Annotated in this window: 13 protein-coding genes, 1 tRNA gene, 1 pseudogene and 1 CRISPR repeat array; of the genes and pseudogenes, 4 read left to right on the top strand and 11 right to left on the bottom strand. The window is 49.8% G+C overall.

Annotated features, from left to right (window positions below; translation table 11 throughout):
- Positions 1 to 8: 8 nt before the first annotated feature.
- From I2G69_RS08535 to I2G69_RS08490, 10 genes are all read right to left on the bottom strand, one after another.
- Positions 9 to 2,189 carry a DNA topoisomerase III gene (locus tag I2G69_RS08535; protein ID WP_087229395.1) on the bottom strand — a complete coding sequence of 727 codons (2,181 nt, stop codon included), beginning with the start codon at positions 2,187 to 2,189 and terminating at the stop codon, positions 9 to 11.
- Between the two features lie 167 nt (positions 2,190 to 2,356).
- A complete protein-coding gene (ptsP, locus tag I2G69_RS08530; RefSeq protein ID WP_195560641.1) occupies positions 2,357 to 4,027 on the bottom strand; it encodes a phosphoenolpyruvate--protein phosphotransferase in 1,671 nt (556 codons plus the stop codon).
- Positions 4,028 to 4,249: 222 nt separating this feature from the next.
- A CRISPR array of direct repeats spans positions 4,250 to 6,718; the repeat unit is 33 nt; unit sequence ATTTCAATCCACACCCTCCACACGGAGGGTGAC.
- Positions 6,719 to 6,893: 175 nt separating this feature from the next.
- A complete protein-coding gene (gene cas2, locus I2G69_RS08525) occupies positions 6,894 to 7,184 on the bottom strand; it encodes a CRISPR-associated endonuclease Cas2 (protein ID WP_087229400.1) in 291 nt (96 codons plus the stop codon).
- A gap of 9 nt (positions 7,185 to 7,193) precedes the next feature.
- Positions 7,194 to 8,225, bottom strand: a complete 1,032-nt coding sequence (cas1c, locus tag I2G69_RS08520; protein ID WP_191448398.1) for a type I-C CRISPR-associated endonuclease Cas1c — start codon at positions 8,223 to 8,225, stop codon at positions 7,194 to 7,196.
- Positions 8,222 to 8,890 (bottom strand): CRISPR-associated protein Cas4, encoded by a 669-nt coding sequence (gene cas4 / locus I2G69_RS08515; RefSeq protein ID WP_191448399.1) that lies wholly within the window; start codon positions 8,888 to 8,890, stop codon positions 8,222 to 8,224. Before cas4 ends, cas1c begins: the two co-directional genes overlap by 4 nt.
- Entirely contained in the window at positions 8,887 to 9,792 is a 906-nt protein-coding gene (cas7c, locus tag I2G69_RS08510) for a type I-C CRISPR-associated protein Cas7/Csd2 (protein ID WP_191362585.1), read from the bottom strand. The genes cas4 and cas7c overlap by 4 nt, the downstream gene beginning before the upstream one ends.
- A gap of 3 nt (positions 9,793 to 9,795) precedes the next feature.
- Complete coding sequence (gene cas8c, locus I2G69_RS08505) at positions 9,796 to 11,598, bottom strand: type I-C CRISPR-associated protein Cas8c/Csd1 (protein WP_195560640.1); 1,803 nt, start codon at positions 11,596 to 11,598, stop codon at positions 9,796 to 9,798.
- Positions 11,595 to 12,251: a type I-C CRISPR-associated protein Cas5c gene (gene cas5c, locus I2G69_RS08500; RefSeq protein WP_195560639.1), complete on the bottom strand. Its 657-nt coding sequence runs from the start codon at positions 12,249 to 12,251 to the stop codon at positions 11,595 to 11,597. The genes cas8c and cas5c overlap by 4 nt, the downstream gene beginning before the upstream one ends.
- Positions 12,252 to 12,336: 85 nt before the next feature.
- Positions 12,337 to 14,469: a CRISPR-associated helicase Cas3' gene (cas3, locus tag I2G69_RS08495; protein ID WP_195560638.1), complete on the bottom strand. Its 2,133-nt coding sequence runs from the start codon at positions 14,467 to 14,469 to the stop codon at positions 12,337 to 12,339.
- A gap of 298 nt (positions 14,470 to 14,767) precedes the next feature.
- Positions 14,768 to 14,855 (bottom strand) — tRNA-Leu (locus tag I2G69_RS08490).
- A 453-nt stretch (positions 14,856 to 15,308) separates the two neighbouring features.
- Between I2G69_RS08490 and I2G69_RS08485 the strand changes: the two genes are divergently transcribed.
- The 4 genes from I2G69_RS08485 to rlmH all read left to right on the top strand — a co-directional run bounded on the left by I2G69_RS08485 (position 15,309) and on the right by rlmH (position 19,891).
- Complete coding sequence (locus I2G69_RS08485) at positions 15,309 to 16,805, top strand: M23 family metallopeptidase (protein WP_242969607.1); 1,497 nt, start codon at positions 15,309 to 15,311, stop codon at positions 16,803 to 16,805.
- 451 nt (positions 16,806 to 17,256) lie between these two features.
- A complete protein-coding gene (locus I2G69_RS08480; protein WP_191396067.1) occupies positions 17,257 to 18,540 on the top strand; it encodes a UDP-N-acetylglucosamine 1-carboxyvinyltransferase in 1,284 nt (427 codons plus the stop codon).
- Positions 18,541 to 18,609: 69 nt separating this feature from the next.
- Positions 18,610 to 19,404, top strand: coding sequence for an MBL fold metallo-hydrolase (locus I2G69_RS08475; RefSeq protein ID WP_087229433.1), 795 nt, complete (start codon positions 18,610 to 18,612; stop codon positions 19,402 to 19,404).
- 7 nt (positions 19,405 to 19,411) lie between these two features.
- The gene (rlmH, locus tag I2G69_RS08470; protein WP_087229436.1) at positions 19,412 to 19,891 is read left to right on the top strand and encodes a 23S rRNA (pseudouridine(1915)-N(3))-methyltransferase RlmH; all 480 of its coding nucleotides are present in this window, start codon (positions 19,412 to 19,414) and stop codon (positions 19,889 to 19,891) included.
- Between the two features lie 170 nt (positions 19,892 to 20,061).
- On the opposite strand, the pseudogene I2G69_RS08465 reads toward rlmH, so the two are convergent.
- A pseudogene (locus I2G69_RS08465) lies at positions 20,062 to 20,799 on the bottom strand (nucleoside recognition domain-containing protein); the annotation flags it as partial.
- Between the last annotated feature and the right edge of the window lie 16 nt (positions 20,800 to 20,815).

Genomic DNA, 20,815 nt, shown 5'->3' with positions numbered 1-20,815 from the left:
CCACATGCTCATTCTGATCCTTTTTTCTTCGCCGCTTCTAAGCTCTTCGCCCACGCGGCTGCAAATGCACTGACGCCTGGATCTTTCTTCTGGTTTTGATTTCTCAAATACTGTTGTACATCCCGTTTCGATGCACTGGACCGCTTTTCCCGGCTTTCAAAAAACTTATCCGCCTTGGAGCGGAAACCGCAGCGGCATGCGAATGTCTTATTGTCCCCCTCGCCAAAGAGTTCCATAAACTTATGGCAATTGGGGCAGCGCACCCGCGTCTCCGTCACAACATTGCGGCGATAGCCGCATTCCCGGTCCTGGCATACCAACATTTTGCCTTTTTTGGTGTTGACCATCAGCAGATGCTTTCCGCACTCCGGGCATATCTTCTGGGTCATGTTTTCGTGCACATAGGTCGCCTCGCTATTGGCAACCGTTTTGACCAAAGCGGTCGCATATCCCTTGATCTCTTTGATAAAAGCGCCCCGGTTTTCTTTTCCCTGGCTGATCCCTTCCAACCGCTGTTCCCAGCGCGCTGTGAGAAGAGGTTCCTTCAGGTCCGGCGGCACAAGGCCGATCAGTTGCATGCCTTTCGACGTTGGAACCAGCGAATTCCCTCTCTTCTCTACATAAAAGGAGCTGAACAGCTTTTCAATGATGTCCGCGCGGGTAGCAGGCGTTCCCAGGCCGCCGCCGATATATTCCTTCATCTTTTTATCCTCGATGAACTTTGAAGGATTCTCCATAGCGGAAAGGAGCGTCGCCTCTGTATAGCGGGCAGGCGGAGCGGTTTTCTGCGCTTTGAGTTGGATGTTTTTACACACAAAGGAATCCCCTTGGCGCAGGTTTGGAAGCACCTGCTCTGCGGCTTCTTCTTCGTCCTCTTCGATGCCTTTTTCGACCTTTTTCCACCCCAGCTCGATAATCTCACGGCCGGCCGCAGAAAACGACTCGCCCTCAGCGGTCAATTCCACACGGATTTTCTTAAAGTCATAGCTCGGATAGAAACAGGTCAGGAACCGTTTGACGACCAGCGTATAGATCCTTCTCTCTTCCTGGTTCAAGCTGAGCAAATTGACCTGCTCCTCCGTGGGGATGATCGCATGATGATCGGTCACCTTCGCATTGTTGACGCACGCATGGGAAATGCTCTTCCGGGTACGGAAGATCTCCCCTACAATGGGGCCAAACTCCCCGTGGTTCACCGCACGCAGGCGCTCCGGCAGCGTCGGTACAAGATCTGCAGTCAGATACCGGGAATCCGTGCGGGGATACGTAAGCGCCTTATGAGTTTCATATAGACGCTGCATGATGTTTAACGTCTGCTTGGGGGAGTATTGGTACAATTTATTTGCATCGCGCTGCAATTCTGTCAGGTCATAGAGCATCGGTGGCGGTGTCGAACCAAATGTTTTTTTTACTTCGGTGATGCGAAACTTCTTTTCTCGGATCTTCTCCGCGATGGCATCTGCCTTCTCCTTGTCTGAAATTGCGGTCTGATTCTTGCCATTGTGCCAAGTCACAAAGAAGTTTCCCAGGTCAGCGCGAACTGTATAGTAGTCTTTCGGGACAAAGCGGCGAATCTCCTCTTCCCGCTGAACAAGCAACGCCAAGGTCGGCGTCTGCACACGCCCCGCAGATAGCTGTGCGTTAAATTTGCAGGTCAGCGCGCGGGTGACATTGAGCCCGACCAGCCAATCCGCTTCTGCACGGGACTGGGCCGACATATACAGGTTATAATACGCCTTTCCATCCTTTAAGTTTGCAAACCCCTCGCGGATGGCGCGATCCGTTTGGGAAGAGATCCACAGGCGTTTGACTGGCTTATGGAAGCCTGCTTTTTCCAAGATCCAGCGTGCGACCAGTTCTCCCTCCCGGCCGGCGTCCGTTGCAATAACCAAGGAGCCAACTTCCGGACTATGCAACAATTTTTTTACAACGCTATATTGCTTGCTCGTTTCAGGAATGACTTTCAATTCCATCTTTTCCGGCAACATCGGCAGGGTATCCATGCTCCAAGTCTTGTACTGTTCTCCATACGCCTCCGGTTCAGCCAGCTCCACAAGATGTCCCAACGCCCATGTCACAATATATTGCCCACCGGACAGATACCCATTGCCGCCCTGCCTGCATCCAAGCACCCGCGCCAGCTCTCTTCCGACAGACGGTTTTTCCGCCAATACCAATGTCTTTGCCATCGTTTGAACCCTCATTCTTTCTCTATCCGTTTATTATGAACGACACACCCTACCCATCTCTGCGAACACAACTCAGGGATGTAATGAATCTTTTTCTCGATGCGCATGATCGCACGCTATATAGAAAAAGGACATGAAAGCCACGTCCTCTTTCTACCCATCGTTTTCTATCCGTTGCAATATTTTTGGATAATCCGATCTTTATGCTTTCCAAGCGTTGTTTGCCGCACGATACGGCGCAATTCCAACACCGCAGATGGAGCGACAGAAAGCTCTTCCACCCCCATCGCAAGGTAAAATCGTAACAGTTCCGCATCTGCCGCCGATTCACCGCAGATGCTTGTCCAGATTCCATGTTTCTTGGCGTTTGCCACCGTCATATCAATCATGCGAAGTACCGCTGGATGCCGTGGATTATACAACGAAGCTATCGAATCATTCATTCGGTCTGTTGCGAGAATGTACTGTGTCAAATCGTTCGTTCCAATGCTAAAAAAATCCACCATCGATGCAAGACGGTCGCTCAGAATAACCGCGGCCGGTGTTTCGATCATAATCCCTATTTCAATCTTGTCAGCCACCGGAACTCCTTCTGCTTCCAACGACGCACGTGCTTGTTGCAACAATGCTTTCGCCTTTATAACCTCCTCTTCGGATGTCACAACCGGAAATAGAACCGCAGCTTTCCCATAGACGGACGCCCGCAAAATTGCCCGAAGCTGTGTCAAAAACAAATCCGGCCGGCGCAAGCTGAAGCGTATCGCCCGAAACCCCATAGCAGGATTGACGCGGTCTCCATAGCGCCACTGGCTGATCTCCGGCTCTTCGCTGACATCGAGTGTCCGGATGACCACGCGCTTCCCCTGCATCTTTTCCAGAACTTTTTTATAGGCTTGGAACTGCCCCTCTTCGGAACAATCCATATTGTTCCCCAAATAAAGGAACTCTGTACGCAGTAGGCCGATTCCATCGGCGTCATTGTCCAAAACCTGCTGCACATCTTCCACATGCCCAATATTGGCATGGATGTCGATGCGATAGCCATCCCGCGTCACAGAGGGACAGCCGCGCAATTCATGAAGCGCATGCAAATGCAAAAAGTATTCATATTGCTTTTCGCCATATTCTCTCAGCGCCATAGTATCTGGATTTAAAACGACGTCGCCTGTAAAACCATCCACAACCACGGTCTCTGCCTGGACCAAAGATTGATAGGAATCCTCCAAGCCAACCACATAGGGGATCCCTGCATTACGCAAAAGGATTGCGGCATGCGAGTAACGGGAACCGCTTTTCGATAAAAAAGCAAGCACTTTTCTGCGATTAAATGTAACCGCCTCGCTTGGTAAGAGCTCTTCCACAGCTACAATTCCCTTTTCCCGCATTCCATTCAACTGTTCTGCGTAATCCGGATTTAAATAGCGCAGCAAATGCCTAGCGACATCCCGAATATCCGTGTCACGCGCCCGCATGTACTCGTCTTCCATCTCAGAAAAAAACTGATAAAAATGCTGGGCGGTCATATAAACGGCCGACTCTGCTGTCATATGATCGTGAAGAATGTGGCTTTGGATATGATCAAAAAATTCATGATCTTCCAAGAGCATAATATGACTTTTAAAAATCAACGAATCTTCGGCTCCAAATTTATGTAGCGCTTGGCGATAGAGCTTGTTGATCTTTCGCTCTGCTGCCGTGCGCGCAGCATACAAGCGTTGAATCTCAATGTTTGCATCGGCAGCAGGCGGCATGTTTTTCATCTCTGCAGGATTCTGCCGGATGCAGAGCTTTCCGATTGCGATTCCTTTGGAGGCCGCCACTCCGCTAATCGTTCGCATACTGCCACCTCCTGTGCGATTTCGTTGCTTTACTAGGAAACTACTTTATATGGTTTAATCTTATCGCAAAAAGGAGGAATGTGTCAACCTCTCACCTATCACACTTATACACGGACACTCCCAGCAAAATCTTATCAATAAACTTCGTCCATAGTGTGTTTCAGCCGCGCTTTCCGTATAGAGAATGGTCAAGGGATCTGTCAGGGTAAACATCGGACAGGTATTTCAACCCACACCCTCCACACGGAGAGTGACCGTAGAAAGAACGGAGCACTTTGAAGTGGTAGCAGATTTCAATCCACACCCTCCACACGGAGGGTGACCCAAACAAAACGGGAAGCAAAACCGCAAGCAAAAAATTTCAATCCACACCCTCCACACGGAGGGTGACCATTGGTTATCAGACATATGGCGTAGCGCAGAGAATTTCAATCCACACCCTCCACACGGAGGGTGACCTAAAGATCAATTTTTATCACCCCCAATCGGATATTTCAATCCACACCCTCCACACGGAGGGTGACAGGTGACTTTTTCCATATACACCACCTTTTAAATATTTCAATCCACACCCTCCACACGGAGGGTGACGGGGGGATAGGCTTGCAGGGGCTTCCGGGATGGCTATTTCAATCCACACCCTCCACACGGAGGGTGACTTCATCTCTTCAAATTCATTTGATATGTCTTCAAGCATTTCAATCCACACCCTCCACACGGAGGGTGACCGCAAAGCGCTATGGTTGGACACTCCATGCAGATATTTCAATCCACACCCTCCACACGGAGGGTGACATATTGCTATTTAAGGAGGCACGAAATGTTTACGATTTCAATCCACACCCTCCACACGGAGGGTGACGAAACCGGCGGCGATTTGCAGAAAGTCCAAAAGATTTCAATCCACACCCTCCACACGGAGGGTGACATGGGTATGGCGTATTAGGCTGACAGGCAGAAATATATTTCAATCCACACCCTCCACACGGAGGGTGACTATCAGTTTCCGGTTTATACAGTTGTGGTCAATGGATTTCAATCCACACCCTCCACACGGAGGGTGACCTACGAAGCTTGGCTCTGTGATTATTCGTTGTTGTTATTTCAATCCACACCCTCCACACGGAGGGTGACTTGGAGTTACACTGGAGAAGATTGGGCTTTATCCAATTTCAATCCACACCCTCCACACGGAGGGTGACAATTCAGCCATTGTTTGTCCCTCCCATTAAAATAATTTCAATCCACACCCTCCACACGGAGGGTGACCGCTGTATGCTTTTTGGATTACGCGAGATCAAAACATTTCAATCCACACCCTCCACACGGAGGGTGACTGTTTTCCCCGTCCCACCTTTTGACACGCTGACGATTTCAATCCACACCCTCCACACGGAGGGTGACGGTCTTGACGTAGTCGTGCCGGATCCGGCTCACATTTCAATCCACACCCTCCACACGGAGGGTGACCGGCCGGCGGCGACGACGGCGAGCCCTACACCGAGATTTCAATCCACACCCTCCACACGGAGGGTGACAGCCGATGCCCTTATTGCCGCTGTTGGAGTAGCCATTTCAATCCACACCCTCCACACGGAGGGTGACCCTTGTGCTCCTCGCCGAACTCGGCGAGGTTGAGATTTCAATCCACACCCTCCACACGGAGGGTGACACGGGTTGTCGCCGGCGCCGGCCTCGGTCTTGATATTTCAATCCACACCCTCCACACGGAGGGTGACTGGGAGTGGAGGATTAATTCGTTTTAATCAAATGTTTATTTCAATCCACACCCTCCACACGGAGGGTGACGATGAAGCGCTGGACAAGCTGTATAAGATTAAGATTTCAATCCACACCCTCCACACGGAGGGTGACAAAAATCCGGGACGACGACTGGGTGAAGATTGTGATTTCAATCCACACCCTCCACACGGAGGGTGACCGGCGCGGCATGGACCAAGGAGAAAAATATTACATTTCAATCCACACCCTCCACACGGAGGGTGACCAGATTTGTGGAGAAAAATGCTGGAGCTGCAAAAAATTTCAATCCACACCCTCCACACGGAGGGTGACATTTAACTACGCATTAACAAAAGATGACCATAGTATTTCAATCCACACCCTCCACACGGAGGGTGACAATTGGTAAAACTTATAGCGTTTTAAAATATTGTTTATTTCAATCCACACCCTCCACACGGAGGGTGACGGTATGTGCCCGAGGATCAAGCTCTGGCATACGCTATGATTTCAATCCACACCCTCCACACGGAGGGTGACCTGCCTTTCCCGATGCACAGCCTCAAAGCATCTTAATTTCAATCCACACCCTCCACACGGAGGGTGACGCCTACGTTAAATATCAATGGGTTGGGCGCAAAAATTTCAATCCACACCCTCCACACGGAGGGTGACGCCGCTTCATAGGCGGCCTTGTCCGACTCCCCGTGATTTCAATCCACACCCTCCACACGGAGGGTGACCTGTTCCTGTAATATGCTTCGGCTTCCAGCATGATCATTTCAATCCACACCCTCCACACGGAGGGTGACTACAACGAAGAAGAACTTCCCCTGTGTTACTTCGTATTTCAATCCACACCCTCCACACGGAGGGTGACGTCGGGGGACGACTGGACGCGGGGCGTGTCGTAGCATTTCAATCCACACCCTCCACACGGAGGGTGACAGCAAATACAAACAATTATATCACATTTGTACATCTATCAATTGTACAATCTATCCTATAATCTAACACCGATCCATTCTATATAGAAATATCTCCTCCTCTGCTATAAGAAAATCATCTCAAATTCCGTGCGAACCCCCTTGGACTTGTCTGTGCGCTTCCGGTTCGCACTTTCCTAAACCATAAGAACACCTTCCGCTTCATACGTGGGTTTTGCTCCTATATGTTCCACTTTCGTTTTATAATTGTTTCCCAAGTAATAAAAGCGTAGACTGTCCTGTTTTGGATCGATGATCTGCTCTAAGATGTGCTTCACTTGGAAGCACTGTGCGGCATCCAAAATACATTCAAAAACCGAATTTTGAACCCGTTGGCCGTAGTTCACACACTGTTTTGCGACTTTTCGAAGCCGTTTCCTGCCTGCCGCTGTTTCTGTATTGACATCATAAGTGATTAAGACCAACATAGCATCTCCTCATTTCCACAAAAACGGTGGGTATTCATCCAAATCTCCACGCAAGCAACGATTGAGCAGCATTGCCTGCACATAGGGGACTAATCCCCATGGAATTTTTTCCTGCAAAAATGGATGCTGAATCTGTTCCTGCTTTTTTGTCTGCCATCCAGTGAGTACGGCTTTTCGCGTTTCATCATCCATTCGAACAGCTCCCGTCTCCTGTTGATAGAACCCTTTTTCTGTGACCACACGATTGTTAATCAGAGACAGCACAAAGCGATCTGCAAAAATGCTGCGCAGTTCTTCCATTAAGTCCAATGCCAAGGAGGTTCTGCCGGGCCGCTCCCGGTGCAAAAATCCAATGTATGGGTCCAATCCAACCGCTTCCAAGGCAGCGCAGCAATCATTGGCCAACAATGTGTATACAAACGAAAGCAGCGCATTGACATTGTCCAGCGGCGGGCGGCGGTTCCTTCCATGAAAATAGAAGGCCTTTTTGTTTTGTAAGATGCACTGATCGAATACACGGAAGTATTGTTCCGCCGCAGCCCCCTCGAATCCACGCAGTTGTTCATCGCTGGTGCATTCCCGTATGAAGGGCAATAAATCACTCATTTGTTTCGAAACTTGTTTTAGACCGGCAACATCCACGCGCATCGCGTGGTCACGCGTTGTACGTTCTAAAACCCAACGGCTATTAAACACTTTTCCAAAAACAAAGTTTCTCGCATAACGGGTCCGCGTGACCGGGTCGTCCGAAGCGCGCACCTGTTGGATGCGCAATAAAACATTTCCCTGAGCTTTTCCGCATGCCGCAGCTAAAAAGCGGCCATTGGGGGTTAGAAAGGCCAAACGGATTCCCCGATCAGTACATGCCCCCATCAACGCAGGGCTTGCTCCCTTATAGCCGAAATATAAGATCTGTTCTAGTGTATGCAAAGGAACGCGCAATACGGTTTCCTCTTCCCGGTAGACCACTACATTTTCTCCGTCGAGCGCCAAATAGGTGTCCGGTGAAGTCACAAACAGGGTGTTGAGCAGTTTTCTCATGGTTCTTCCCCCTGTAAATTGGATTCTATGTAGGTTTTTGCGGAACGCCTTCCACAAAGCTTGGGCAAGCAAAGTTCCTTCAGAGAGCATGCATTGCAGCTTTTCGACGTCTTAACTTTTGGAGTATAGCGGCGGCTATAATAGCTGTGCATTTCGAGAAGCATTTCCCGCACCTGATTTCGAAGGGCTTCCGTAAACAGTACCTCTTCCCTTCGGCGGGTTTCTCCATAAAAGAGGTATCCCTTGGGGACATCACAGGCCAGCATCTCTTCCAAACACATCCCTTGGCCGCACAGCTGCAAGCGGTCCGCATCTGTCTGTTTTGTGCTCCCCCGCTTATATTCTACCGGTGTAGGAAGCCACGTCCCTCTGTGATGGAACAACGGAACCCCTTCTGGGGACGCATGAAACTCGACGACATCGCAGACTCCGCTCACGCCGAGAGCGGCTGAATGGATTGCCAATCCACGCACCACTAAAAGATCTCCTCTCTTTTCAGAAAAGCGGTCATTATGGGCATGCTCGTGCAAAATCTCCCCTTCCACGGTCCGCAGGTTATCCGCCCATTGCTGTTCAATATGAATCAACGCCCATTGCCTGCGGCAAAAACAAAAATGTTGGATCCCAGAAAGCTGTAAATAATCGTCTTCCGCGTACGTGTTCATATCATTCTCATACAAGTCACGTGTTCCGGGATCGCCGCTTCATCTATATGGACCTCATAATCGGCGTAACAGCGGGCGGGGATATGCTCGTCTTGGGTTCCGTTTTGCTTGCGTGTCACGGTAACCGTATCGAACAATTTATAGGAGGGAGCATTTCCCAATTCGGAATCATGTTTAAAGACGATTAATTCCCGCACCGCCATCTTCCCGCGGCTGGCAGAATGGTCGTGCTCAAACATATTGATGATCGCCTCCCAAAGCAGGGCGAGATCCTCTTCCGAAAAGCCGGTCACCTTTCGGGCTAAATTGGCGGACACATATCCCTCCGCACGGTAGAGGCCATAGGGGATGATGTGCTTGCGCCCCATCTCGGTTCCCTTTTTCTCCGCGTCTGCTTCCGTTGTAATCGCAACGCGGGTAATGGTCACTTCCTGCGGGACGACCGGTTCCACGCTGCGCGCAAACCCCAGCTGCACAGGTCCGCGAACTTGGCCGCAATTTAAAGCGGCCTTCACGAAAGTCGTCATGACGGCGCCAAACGTCCGGATATCATAAAAATTCTGGCACATAAAATCCCGCACACGCTCGTCCAAGGTGCTGTCTTTTTTCTTGGCATCTTTGATGGTCTTTTCGTCCACGCCCAAATCCGCATACGCTTCCAAATCGCTTCGATTGAGCGGAACCCCATCCTTGATATAAATGCGGTAGCCCTTTTCGTTCTCCCGGACGGTTTCCACATAATTTCGGATCTTCCGTTTTAAACAGACGTCCGTAACCAACCCGTAACCCGTTTCCGGATCGACACGAGGCATGTTTCCTGCATCCGGATCGCCATTGGGATTCCCATTTTCCACATCAAACAAAATGACAAACTCATACCGGTTCTTGATGACTTCTGACATGACTTATTCCTCCCCTATCGATTCTGCCTTGTTCTCGTACCGCCTTTGCGTTTGATGGTAATAGCCAAGCATAAACGCTCCCTGTTCATTCAGGTCCAAGTGCGCTGGGAATGTCTCCTGGATTTTCCCCATCAGATCGATCAGCTGCTTTTCTAATGCGATAGCCAGCCCGCGCCGGTCACGCAGGATGACTTTCATATGGCTTTGCTCCAAGCGAAGCAAAATGGGAAACGCAATGCCCGGCGTTGCGCAGGCAGACGTAAAATACCGGTCCTTGATGGTCGTATTCAAGTTTGGATTCGCCGTTTTCTGAATGTTTTCTAATACAGAGAATACCCGTCCAAGGACATAGGGTAGATAATCGGACTGTTCGTTCAGTTTCACCCAAGATTCCTCCTTATCCATCGCTTCTCCCGGTTTCGGTTGAAACGCTTTGTCGTTGTTTTTAATGAGCACTGCTTTGATGATGGCCGCCTGTCCACGGGTGATATTGCACTCCGCCCGGATCCGCAGCATCACATTTTGCAGCAGTGCCGCCGGATACGGGGTGTCGTTCAAAATGGCCCGCATCAACGCGCCGGATAGCAACGGCGAAATCGCTTTTGCTGTATCCTTTGCTTTTTTATTGATCGTCTCATACAGAAGGCCATAGGGGGATATCTGTTCCCTCTGATCTTTCAAGGGCCTCACGATTTCCAACCGGCGGTAATGGCTCTCTACATTCTGCAAAAAATCGCCAAAACGGTTGCGGTAGAAAAAGCGCACCGATACCCTCGCAGCGTTCGGGGACAATCCCAAGATATAAAAGGGCATGTCCGGATCGATCTCTACGCCTTCCAGGGAATAGGACTGGCCCTTTGCCAGCAATGCCATCGCCCGTTTTAAGTCGTTATCGGAGAATTTGCGCTTTTGGGAGTCGTCGGCGTCCATAAGCACAAAGCTCTGGAAAAAGTCCTGATAGACCGGCTCCGCGTTTTGGGACCAATAGACGACCGTCGCATCACCGATCTGCTGTACATGTTCGCGGTCTGCCAACAGTGCATTCAGTGCGGTGGTATACGCAAAGGCTGCCGGTTCGCCCACCGGTGCGTTGTAGCTCTGGGTTTTTCCGTAAGATTCAAAGGCCGCTGCATTGAAGGAGACAAGCGAGGCCCCGCTGGACTGGGCGCCCTTCACCCCTTTGATGGCTGGATGCAGTCGTGCGATGGGAACCTCTTCGCCTGTGACGAGGCAGCGCCCTTTTTCTTGGCTGTCTTCTTCCTCTTGAGCAGCGTCCCAAACCCCGGCGATTTCCGGTTCTTCATGGACAAATTTTCCCTGATACCGAAAAATAAGGTTGCCACCTGCAAAGATTTCTTCCAGATAAGGCTGCAATGCGGGGTGTTCCCGCGCTGTTTCCGGCTTCCAGTTTTCAAAGTAGGCGCACACCGCACGGGCCGCCGGATGGTTGAGCGATTGCAACATTCTGCAATGCAGTTCCACGCTCGCCTGAAAACATTTTTGGGCGCGTTCGTCGTTTCCTTTTGCATCGATTCCTAAAAGGTAACTAGGTGAATCATAAAGAAAATTTGCCTTATACTGATTTCCCGGACGGATTACCGGCTTGGGCAGCTGCATAACCCTGGGAACCTCCACTTCCTTCTTTCCCCTCAGTTCCTTCTCCTTCAACCGGAGGACATCCAAAAGCGTCCCCTGCTCATCAATGAGCAGGGCAAAAGAGACCTTGACTGGGTTCCATCCATGCCGTGCCATCTTCCCCTGGGCAGCCATCGCGGTATAGTATTCATATAACGCCTGTAGGATCATCGAACCACCTCGCAATCCGTCAGATCCAGGACTCCGTAACGAAGCTCTGCCCGGAAAAACATGGGTTGGATGTCCTGCGGATCGCTGTAATCCATGTCGTACAGCATATACCCCAGATCATGCTTTGGCTCGTTTTGATAATAGCTTACACAGCTCCCCTCTTCATAGAGACGAAAATGGACTGGGAACTCCCTACAACCAAAATAGGGTTGATGATAGCACTGCCCTGCGCTCAAGCGCCGTTTGACAATATCCTGGAATTTCCCGGGGTTATCCCCTGCGCTGGCGCGTTCGGTCATGGTAAAATGGGCCTCGATCACATAATGTACGTCCCGCAATACGGTTGCAGCCCGCTGTTGGATATCCTCCGCCGTATTGATATAGAGCGGTTTGTTCCCTCCCAGCATCACAGAACGGACATTCTGTGCAGAAATTTTCGATTTTACTTCGTTGCGCCGGATATTGGTAAACTGAATTGGATTGATCACATGAATGCGGTCAATATGCCATCGCAATCCCGGATGCCAATAAACGGCTTCCAAAATGCCGCGTGCCGCCGACGGAGTCATGACGTCATAGGAAACCCGTTCCACCTTCATTTCGGGTCTGGAAAAGCAAGCGTACTTTCCCCAGACCTCCATTTGAATTGCCATCTCTTTCACTCCTTTCTCCAAAATAAACATCCTTTTCTCTCTGAATAATGCCTCACCTCTCTCCCTGCGAAAATGGCTTTTAACGCTACACAAACAGGGCTTTTCCCGCATCCGCCTCTAAGGAGAGGCCGGTACCCTTTGTGTCATACAGTCGAAGATTTGTTAAAACCGCAAGGCCGTCCGCAACCACAACGAGATCGTTTGCCCGATAAAGCTCCTGAAAGTGCTGGTCATATACATTCACCATATAGCGGCCCGCTTTGCGCAGCAAACTCCGGGAGCACTCCCCTTGCTGCAAGCGCTGCGCCAGTCTTTTGGCCCTTTGCCCCAACGGGATAAAGACAGATTTTGTATTCTCTTCAATCAGGCGAAACTCCTTTGCAACCTGTGCAAATGGCAACATACATCCGTTTCTCCCCCGCTCAAAGGCGTCCACAATCTTTTTTCGGTCGAGCAGATCCCCTTTTAAGTTGTGAAGTGCGTCAAAATAAGCCTGTATCGCTTCTAAAGAAGCTACATCGGAAAAGCTTAGTTGAATCTCATTTTTAAATATACTGACATTTTGCTGCATCCGGGGCGGGATCCGTTCTTCGGTCCGAAAGATATAGACCGCGCTCTCATCCACCGGACGTTTCCCTTCCCGATTGCATCTTCCGGCCGCCTGGATGATGGAATCCAGGCCAGCCTCTGCCCGAAACACGGTTGGGAAATCCACGTCGACGCCCGCCTCAATCAGCGAAGTGGCAACAACACGGCACACAAGCCCTTGCCGCAGTCTCCTGCGGATGTTGCGGAGCGTCCACCGGCGCATCAACGGCGTCATCAGGGTGGAAAGGTGAAACCGTCCCCCGGCGGGCAACGCTTGGTAGAGCTCCGCCGCCTGTTTACGCGTGTTCACAATGGCCAAAACCTGTGTTTGCATAGCCATCTGTCCGGCCAATTTTTCTATGGTTAGCGTTCCGATATGTTTCAATTGGGTGCGGCGGAAAAAGTGGAACATCTCCTGCGTATTGGGACAAAGTTCCTCTATTTTCGCCGTCTTCGGAAACAGTTTTCCCAAAGACGGCTGCGTTGCAGTGCACAACACCGCCGTTATGCCATACATCTCCACCAATTCCCAAATGGCCCGCACACAGGGCGTCAAATAGTCCACAGGCAACATCTGGGCTTCGTCAAAAATGACGACACTATTGGCAATATTGTGAAGCTTGCGGCATCGAGAGGTCCGGTTCGCGTAGAGCGATTCAAAAAATTGTACGCTGGTGGTAACAATGATCGGAGCATCCCAGTTTTCCGCGGAGAGACGCAGTTTCTCTGTCTTTCGGTCGTCGTCCCCCTGTTGGTCAAAGCTGACATTGGCATGATATTCCAACACATTTTCCGCTCCCACGATTGCGCGAAAGACCTTAGCGGTCTGTTCGATGATGCTGGTATAGGGGATAACATAGATCACACGGCTCAACCCATGCTGGACGGCATGCTGGAGCGCAAACGCCAAGGACGCGATCGTCTTTCCACCCCCTGTCGGAACCGTCAGGCTTTTCAGTCCACGCTTCCCTTTGCCCGCCTCTAAGCAACATTTCAAAATCTCCGTGCGTTTCCGGTTGATGGGGTTGACGTCCCCCTGTGGATGCAGCCAAGGGTCTATGTATTGCTTTAGGGCATCAAACAGTGACAAAATCGATGCATATCCGCCTCGCTGCACAGCGCCAGACTGCATAAAGGCTTCCGTATCCAAAAAGTCGGCGTCCACCAGGGCAGAAAACAGCATGCGTGTGAAAAAAGCAATTCGGAACCCATTGGCCTCCGGTGGCCGGGATACCGCCTCCAAAGTGATTTCACGCCGATACGCTGCATAAGGATGCACTTGCTTTTTCAGACGCCCCTGCCAGGTGGGGAGCCCTGCCGGATCTCCTGGCCCGCCCCCGTCGGGAAGTCCCGCATGATGCCCGGCCGCACATAGCGACGCCGGTAACATCCGTAATCGAAACAATTCCTTCGCGCCCGCCGTGGAATGATCCCCGCCGGTTCCCTCGTTTAAAAGATAGTCCTGAAATTCCGCAGAATATTTTCCAATGTCGTGGGCCAAGCCAAGGACATAGGCATATTCTCCCGCTTCAAATACCTCTGAAAATCGTTTTGCGTATTCTGCTACATTGCGCAGATGCTCTTCCAGGGGTTGTAAACGTCCATCTGCGCTCTTGTGCGCAACAATCATAATACTCCCCTTTCCACACTTGAAGGATCTTATAGATTGTATTCTAACGCAAAATAATTCCCACAAATAGATTTTATAGAATATTGCTCTTTTTTGTTTTACTATTTGCACTATTTTTAGATAAAAACATCAATTATGTGCATACGATTCACTACACAAACAAAAAAGGTTTACAAATGGTACCACTCCATTCGTAAACCTCTTGATCATCTATACCAAGACCGCAACAAAACAATCTGTGTTGAACTCTTTTATAAAAGAAGAAGGTCTAAATGCTTATTGCATTCAGACCTTTTTGTGGTGCGAGGGGGGGGACTTGAACCCCCATGAGCTAAGCGCTCACTAGAACCTGAATCTAGCGCGTCTGCCAATTCCGCCACTCTCGCGTTTATCCTTGCGGTGTTTTTGACTGCTTGGCTAGTATAGCATATCAAAAAACAAGTTGTCAAGCATTCTTTGCAAAAATTTGAAAGTTTTTTGACACCTTTGGGATAATTCGAGAAAAGGGTTGCAAATTTGTAACTTTTCGTGTATGATAAACGCAATCACATTACAAACTTGTAACTAATTTATGAACACGAAAGGAAATGGCTATGCGATTCCCCTATCGATTTACTGGGAAAGGGTCCGCAGAGCAGCGCGTGGAGAAAAATCATGGGTTGACAAAACAACATATACAGTCTTTCGAGGCCTCGTGTTACGCTTTTCTTTATATTGTTGGCATACAATCCGTTCGTATTTTGAAGCGCTTGCGCCGCCGGACGCATCGTTTTTTCCTCCCAGCGACCAATTTGATAAAACGAGTCTATGCAAAAACCTTAGGGCGGCAGTTTGCCCGTTTGCGCAAGGAACTCCATTCGATTCGCGAAGGATTTACAATTGCGGGAAAACGCTTGCGCGACGCCAAACAGCAAAGCGTTGGGCAGGCTTTAAAGGAATCCGTCAAGGTTACCGGGAAAAGCTTTGTCCGGCATAAAAAATTCGTCTGCGGCATCTTAAACATCGCTGCCCCGCTTGGCGCCCTGGTACTGCTGATTTTCACCATTCAATATTGGAATAGTCTGAACTACGGGTTGGTTCTGACCTATGATGGCCAGGAAATCGCCACCATCCAAGATGAAAACATTTTTGAGCAGGCTACCGAAATGGTAAACCAGCGCATGATTCACGATGTGGAGGGTGAAGATACCCAAGTGGAGATCACTCCTTCGTTTAAGCTGTCTGTTGTAGACGAAAATCGCTATTCTGCAGCCAGCGCGGTCTGTGATCTGATTATTAAGCAATCTGATGGAATCATTGAAGAGGCAAGTGGCCTTTATGTTGACGGCGAGTTGATAGGGGCTGTAAAAAGCAGCGCGGACCTTCGGTATATTCTGCAAAACATTCTGAATGCCGCAAAAGAGGGCGATACGGACGCAGAGGCCGCCTTTGCGCAGAATGTGGAAACCGTCAGTGGCTTATTCCCCACCAACAGCATTATGACCACAGAAGAGATGGAGAGCCTTTTGACCGGTACGGAAAAGGACGCTGTCCTTTACACTGTAAAAGCGGGCGATACCGCCACCTCGATTGCGCAGGATCACAATTTGACCTTGACGGAACTGGCCAGCATCAATCAGTTCAGCGACATAGATGTTCTTCACGAAGGCGACCTTCTGAATATTGAAATGGCTGTCCCGAAGCTCAGCGTTAATATTATGAAAAATCAGGAATATGACGTCGACATTCCTTATAAAACCATCACACAGAAGGACGACAGCCAATATACGGATTATTCCAAGGTCATCACTGCAGGCGTCAACGGCCGGCAACACTGTGTGGACCAAGTCACTTATCTCAACGGCGTTGAAGTTAAACGTGAGAACCTGAGCACAACGGTGCTCGAAGAACCGGTGGATCAAGTGGTCGTCACTGGCACAAAGAAACGGCCCAAGACTGCGGAAGCGGGCGTCAGCACAGGCAGCATGATGTGGCCGGTACCCTCCCTGCATACGATTACCACAGGGTTTGAGTACCGCTGGGGCAGCTTCCACAGTGGGATCGATATTTCCGGCAGCAGCGCGTATGGAAAAACCATTGTTGCCGCGGATGGCGGAACGGTCACAGCGGCTGGATACTCCGGGAGCTATGGACTGCGGGTTCAAATTAACCATGGCAATGGTTTGCAAACCCTATATGGGCATTGCAGCAAGTTACTCGTTTCTCCGGGGCAGAAGGTCGCGAAAGGGCAGGCGATTGCTCTTGTGGGAAGTACGGGGAATTCCACAGGTCCACATTGCCACTTTGAAGTCTACAAAAATGGATCACGTGTGAACCCATTCAATTATGTAAATTAAAAAAAGAGATGGCGTTCCTCTGAAAAAAGTCGGAGGAACGCCATTTTTTTAGCTCTGGAAGGCTCTCAAAATGAATTCAGCCAAATAAATTATGTTAACCTCTGGATGCCTTCAATTTTTTGATACAACGAAAATCCGCTCTTTCTCCATTTTTTATTTACAATCACAAACTTTGCCAGAATCCCTGCCTTCCCTTGACTTTTATCGCTAGGTGTATTATGATCTTTAGAAGTAAAGGTGCTGTTCTTGCCCCTTTTGCTTTGTGATAATAGAAGAATTTTACTTTAAAAATTTATAAATATTAACAGCCTTCCTCAGCATTAATTCTGCTATTTCTGTAAAAGCTAGTGATGCTTTTCTTTTATATAGCGCTGGGAAAGGCGGCAAATGGGATCCATCTTCCTATGCCGTCAATAGACGTATGTCGACTATGAGATTGGAGCGTGCCGCATTGGATAAATTTGTTATTACTGGTGGCAATCGGCTTACCGGAGAGGTAACGATCAGCGGTGCAAAAAATGCCGCTATTGCAATTATTCCTGCTGCAATTCTTTCGGATGGAGTATGCCGAATTGAAAATATCCCGAACATCACGGATGTGAGTTCGATCACCCGCATTCTATATGATATGGGCGCACAAGTCCGTACAATTGATAAGTCTACCCTTGAAATCGACCCCCGTAAAATTCACACCTGCGTAGCGTCTTATGAGCTCGCCAAGCACATCCGTGGATCGTATTATCTGCTTGGTGCCCTTTTGGGACGCTTTTCTCACGCGGTCGTAACCATGCCTGGTGGGTGCGATTTCGGTGTCCGCCCGATTGACCAGCACCTCAAAGGTTTTGCTGCTTTGGGCGCGTCCTATAAACTCGACGGCGGTATGGTGGACGTCCGTGCAGAACATCTGAAGGGCAGCCACATTTATCTCGACGTGGTCTCCGTGGGCGCGACCGTCAATATCATTTTGGCGGCGGTGCGCGCGAAGGGCATGACAGTGATCGAAAACGCCGCCAAAGAGCCGCACATTGTTGATTTAGCCAACTTTTTGAATTCGATGGGCGCGGACATCCGAGGCGCAGGTACGGATGTTATCAAAATCTATGGCGTAGAGCATTTGAATGGGACCACCTATTCCATCATTCCCGACCAAATCGAGGCGGGAACGTATATGGTTGCCGCAGCTGCAACGAGTGGGGATGTCTTAATTAAAAACGTCATCCCCAAGCATCTGGAATCCATCACGGCGAAGTTGGAAGAGATGGGCGTCGAGGTGACCGAATATGACGATTCTATCCGCGTGCGCCGGGAAGGCCCGCTCAATAAATGCAATATTAAGACCATGCCACACCCAGGCTTCCCTACCGATATGCAGCCACAAATCGCGGTTTTGCTCTCAATTGCCAATGGGACCAGCATCATCAACGAAAGCGTTTGGGATAACCGCTTCCGTTATATTGAAGAACTCAAGCGGATGGGCGCGCAAATTTCCGTTGATGGACGTTTGGCAGTGATCGAAGGGGTTGACCATCTTTCCGCCGCACCGGTAAAAGCGACCGATCTCCGCGCAGGCGCTGCCATGATCATTGCTGCATTGTGTGCCCAGGGGACTTCTGAAGTAGAGGATATCCAGCACATCGAGCGTGGTTATGAAAATATTGAGGAAAAATTCCGCAATCTCGGTGCGGATATCAATCGGGTGCATATAGCAGAACCAGTGATCGCACGGGCGATTTAAACAGAACCTGGAAGGCGGTCCGCAAACGCGGGCCGTCCATTTTGTGTTGAAAAAGGTGGGGTGCAACCCTTGGCGAGATTTTGTCCGCTTTTTAGCGGAAGCAGCGGAAATTCGTATTACATAGGGTCTTCTCACGCGGGGATTTTGATCGATGCAGGACGTTCTGCAAAGCAGATGGTACAAATGTTGGATACCTGCGGGCTGGAACCCAAGGCCGTCCAGGCCATCTTTATCACCCATGAGCATTCCGATCATATCAAAGGATTGCGTGTATTTGCATCCCGTTTTCATATTCCTGTATACGCTTCTGCTGGAACACTTTCGGCCCTGTTGCAGATGGGATGTCTGGAGGGGGATTTCCCTGTTGAGGAAATTTCTCCGGACGGCGTTATGTGCGCCGGTATGTTGATCCAGCCCTTCCGTACGCCGCACGACAGCGCAGAAAGCGTTGGATACCGGGTATTTACCGCAGATGGACGCAGCGCGGCCGTCTCGACGGATCTGGGCTATATGACGGATACCGTGCGGGCAGCGTTATGTGGAGCCGATTTGGTTGCCATTGAGTCGAACCACGATATTGGCATGCTGCAAAATGGACCTTATCCCTATCCTCTGAAACGGCGGATTTTGTCGCGAACCGGACATTTGAGCAACCTTGCCTGCGCTGATGAGTTGTATAGCCTTGCTGAACGCGGGACAACCCGTTTTGTTTTGGCACATTTAAGCGCAGAAAATAATACGCCGGAACTTGCTTATCAGACATCCGTCTGTTCCCTCTCCCTCTGTGGGATGAAAGAAGGAACGGATTATACGCTCTATGTAGCGCCACGTGAAAACAGCACGGGGAAAACCATTCTTTTTTGAGGGATCTATGCTCAATATTCAACTGCTTTGTATCGGAAAATTGAAAGAATCCTATTGGCGGGAGGCTTGTGCAGAGTATGCAAAAAGGCTTTCCGCTTTTTGTCGTTTTTCCATTATCGAGTTGCCAGAAAGCCGCCTTCCAGAGACGCCCTCCCCTGCGCAGGTCACAGCAGCCCTTCAAACCGAAGGGGAAAAAATTTTAGCCGCTGTGGGAAACGCCCCGCTTATCGCGCTTTGTATTGAAGGGAAGGCCCTTTCTTCGGAAGCGCTCTCCCTTAAAATCGATTCCATGGCTGTAAACGGAGCCAGTAAGCTCTGTTTTGTCATTGGAAGTTCGTTTGGGTTGAGCGATTCTGTAAAATGTGCGGCCAATTTGCGCTTATCTATGTCGCCCATGACCTTCCCGCATCAGTTGGCGCGTGTGATGCTCTGCGAACAGATTTATCGCGCTTTCCAGATTTTAAACCATGGGAAATACCATAAATAATTCCGGTTTGGCAGAAGTATGCTTTTGGGGAGGTTCTGGCCCGGCTCCATGTGATCTGCATCTTCACTTTCAGACGGTCTTTCCTGTGACGGCTATTTATAAAAGGAAGCCTTTGCCATTTCCTGCTTCTATTGGGGAATGGGCAAAGGCTTTCTTTCCTAATTTTTCTATTATGCCAAGCCAAGCATGCGCGCAGTTGTCGCTACTAAGAAACAAATCAACATCCCAATACCTGCTGGGACGGCAAAGGAAATGGCCGTCCATTTTAGGCTTTTTGTCTCCTTTCCAATGGTCATACAGGTCGTAGAACAGGGCCAGTGCATCAGCGAGAACAAAATGGTGCACACTGCGGTTAACCACGTCCATCCATTGTCGACCAAAAGCGCGTGCAATTGCGTGAGGTCACTGATATCTATGAGGCTCCCTGTCGCCATGTATGTCATAATAATAATGGGTACAACAATTTCATTAGCTGGGAACCCAAGAATAAATGCGAACAGGATCACCCCATCCAGTCCCAGAAGCTGTGCAAAGGGATCTAGGAAGGCGGCACAATACGCCAACAAACTTGCATTGCCATATGGAATGTTTGCCAGTAACCAGATCAGCAACCCGGCGGGGGCTGCTACTACCGCCGCCCTGCCTAAGACAAACAAGGTCCGGTCGAAAATCGAGCGGACAATCACCTTCCCGGTTTGCGGCCGGCGGTACGGCGGGAGTTCCAATGTAAACGAGGAAGGGATGCCTTTCAGAATAGTCGCAGATAGCAAGCGTGAAACCAAAAAGGTCATCCCGATTCCCAATACAATCACACCCATCAGGAGCAGGGTGGAAAGCACAGAACCACCTATTCCGGCTGTGCCAATAAAGAACATGGAGATGATTGCAATAATAGTAGGAAATGCACCGCCAGACAAACGGCAA

Origin of the sequence: Anaeromassilibacillus sp. D41t1_190614_C2 (assembly GCF_015558525.1) — a bacterium.
GTDB lineage: Bacteria > Bacillota > Clostridia > Oscillospirales > Acutalibacteraceae > Anaeromassilibacillus > Anaeromassilibacillus stercoravium.
This window is presented reverse-complemented; position numbering and strand designations above follow the sequence as displayed.